The 2671-nt window shown below is 65.8% G+C and carries 2 protein-coding genes and 1 pseudogene; 1 reads left to right on the forward strand and 2 read right to left on the reverse strand.

Annotated features, from left to right (window positions below; genetic code table 11):
- Positions 1-192 precede the first annotated feature (192 nt).
- Positions 193-996, reverse strand: coding sequence for a CPBP family intramembrane glutamic endopeptidase (locus tag JF66_RS16900; protein ID WP_035879842.1), 804 nt, complete (start codon positions 994-996; stop codon positions 193-195).
- Positions 997-1077: 81 nt separating this feature from the next.
- Between JF66_RS16900 and JF66_RS16905 the strand changes: the two genes are divergently transcribed.
- Positions 1078-2232 carry a M20/M25/M40 family metallo-hydrolase gene (locus JF66_RS16905; protein ID WP_035879843.1) on the forward strand — a complete coding sequence of 385 codons (1155 nt, stop codon included), beginning with the start codon at positions 1078-1080 and terminating at the stop codon, positions 2230-2232.
- A gap of 136 nt (positions 2233-2368) precedes the next feature.
- On the opposite strand, the pseudogene JF66_RS23780 reads toward JF66_RS16905, so the two are convergent.
- Positions 2369-2671: pseudogene (locus tag JF66_RS23780) on the reverse strand (hypothetical protein); the annotation flags it as partial.

A 2671-nucleotide genomic window follows, 5' to 3' on the forward strand; every position in this document is an offset into this window, starting at 1 on the left:
GCGATGTCGATGATCTTGGTCTGCCCGGGGGTGACGAGCCATTTTTCCAGGGACACCGTGGGTCCTTTCCTCAGCGGGATATCGCGATATATCGCGTCTATTGAACAACACGTTATATCGCGTTCCCGGTTCACGCAAGAGGGTCGGCACGGAAAATAGTCACCAAAAACGATCAGCACCGGACAGTCGAGATCAGTACCAGAAGATATCGAGCCACTCGGGGTGATGCGCATGCACGAGCACGAGGAAGACGACCGCGTCGAACAGCAGGTGAACGCACACCACGTAGGTGAGTGACCGGGTGCGCGCAAACGTGTAGCCCTGGAGGAGCGCGAACGGAATCGTGAGCAGTGGCCCCCAACTCCGGTAGCCGAGCTCCCACAGGAACGAGGAGAAGATCGCCGCCTGCAGCAGGTTGGCCTGCCAATCCGGGAAGTGACGGCGCAGCAGCGCGAAGACCACGCAGATGAAGAAGAGTTCGTCCCAGATGCCCACGAAGCCCACGCCGACGAAGAGGCGGGCGATCTCGTCCGGCGCGCTCACGACCGGCCAGTTCTGGTACGCGCCGGAGCCGATGAAGTATCGCGGCAGGATCAGATAGCCGAGCAGCAGCACGATGGGGAGATATGCCTTCTCCAGGGCGGTCCACCGCTGGCCGGTGCGAAGGGGGAACCGGATCGCACGGTCCCGGTACACATAGCGAGAGATCAGGTAGGGCGCGAGCACCGCGAGGCTGAGCACCGTTCCCATCAGGGCGATATTCGGATAGTCGAGGTTCGCCTCGACCGAAATCGTGCTGATGATGACGAGTCCCAGGGCAATCAGAAGCAGGTCACGAAAGAGGGCCCGGTTGGTGACGGAGGCGAGCGCGAGGGCAGCGGCCAGAACGATGTAGCCGGGCAGCGGCAGGCGCATCGCGAAAAGGAGTACAGCGGATGCCGACACGCCCGCGGCCGCCACCAGTCCCAGCATCTGTTGCCCCGCAGAAGTGCGCATATTTCAGACTAACTTGGATGTACACGCGCCACCGGTGCACTCGACATGAGCCGGAAACGGACTCGACGGTAGATTCGACTGATGACATCCGCACCGAACGCCTTCGACCCGATCGGGCTGCTGCAGCAGCTCGCCTCCATCGATTCGATCAACCCCGACCTCGTGCCGGGGGCCGCGGGCGAAGGCGAGATCGCCGCGTGGTGCGCCGCGTGGCTGCGCGAGCAGGGTTTCGACGTCTCGGTGCTCGAGGAGCGCCCCGGCCGTCCCTCCGTCGTGGCCATCCGACGCGGCATCGGCGCCGGTCGCTCGCTCATGCTCAACGGGCACCTCGACACCGTGGGCGTCGCGAGTTACGACGGAGACCCGTTCAGCGGCGAGCTGCGTGACGGCCGGGTGTTCGGCCGCGGAACCTTCGACATGAAGGGCGGCGTCGCGGCGATTCTCGTGGCGGCGGCACGGGCATCCGCTCGGGGACTGGCCGGAGACGTGATCGTGACCCTGGTGGCCGACGAGGAGTTCGGCAGCCTCGGCACCGAGGAGGTGCTGCGCAGCGTGTCAGCGGATGCTGCGGTGATCGTCGAGCCAAGCGGGCTTGAGCTCACGCTCGCCCATCGCGGCTTCGCCTGGTTCGAACTCGAGCTGCGCGGGGTGGCCGCCCACGGCTCGCAGCCCGAACGTGGCGTCGACGCGATCGCTCATGCCGGGCTCGTGATGCGCGCCCTCGACGACCTGCGCGGGCGGCTCTCGTCCGGTGCGCCGCATCCCACCCTCGGGCACGGCACCGTGCGGGTCTCCATGATCTCCGGCGGTGAAGACGCAGCGACGGTGGCGGACACGTGCACGCTCACCCTCGAGCGGCGGATGCTTCCGGGCCAGTCGCCCGAGCACGTTGAGGCGGAGCTGCGCTCGGTTCTGGAGCACCTCTCCGGCACCGTTCCCGGTTTCAGCTACGCCCTGACCTGCCTGGTGGCGCGAGCCGCCTTCGAGGCGGATCCGGGCTGGCCGGTAGTGCAAGCGCTTGCGGGCAACGCGGCGCGCGTTCTCGGCGCTGAGCCCGTGGTGCGCGGTGAGCCGTTCTGGACCGACGCCGGGCTCGTGCTGGAGGCGGGCATTCCCTGTCTGGTGTTCGGAGTCGACGGCGGCGGGGCGCACGCCGATGTGGAGTGGGCCGAGGCGGCATCCGTGGTGGCCCTCACCGACATTCTCGAGGGGACCATCGTCGACTTCTGCCGGTGATCCAATCGCCCGCAGTGCCTGGCTCCGAGGCGGCTGAGCCGCTCCCGGCCGCGATTCTCGTGCCAGGACTCGATTACCCAGGGCATAGCCGAACAGGTGGAAGAACTGGCTGATCAGAAGTGGAGTTGGGTGCCGATCAAGCTGATGCGCTCTCGTCGGTCCGTCTGAACGCCCATCGGATGCCGCCCCGCGCGAACATGAGAACGATGATCAGTGCCGTGACGTGAAAGAAGCCGCCGAGACGGACGGACTCGCCAAATACCAGGCCGACCAGTCCGAGCACCATGAACTTGCTCAACGGCAGCACGAGCAACAGGGTGATCGCGTTCACGATTCGAACCCACCGTGTTTCAGCCGAACGGATCCGCGCAACGATCCTCTTCTTGGCCCGGAGCACGAATTCAAGGACGACCTTGAGCAGGATCGCCGTCAAGAGTGC

Source organism: Cryobacterium sp. MLB-32 (genome assembly GCF_000738085.1).
Lineage (GTDB): Bacteria > Actinomycetota > Actinomycetes > Actinomycetales > Microbacteriaceae > Cryobacterium.

Coding starts and splice junctions, on each gene's coding strand:
- JF66_RS16900 (WP_035879842.1), bottom strand. CDS start 996: ATGCGCACTTCTGCGGGGCAACAGATGCTGGGACTGGTGGCGGCCGCG.
- JF66_RS16905 (WP_035879843.1), top strand. CDS start 1,078: ATGACATCCGCACCGAACGCCTTCGACCCGATCGGGCTGCTGCAGCAG.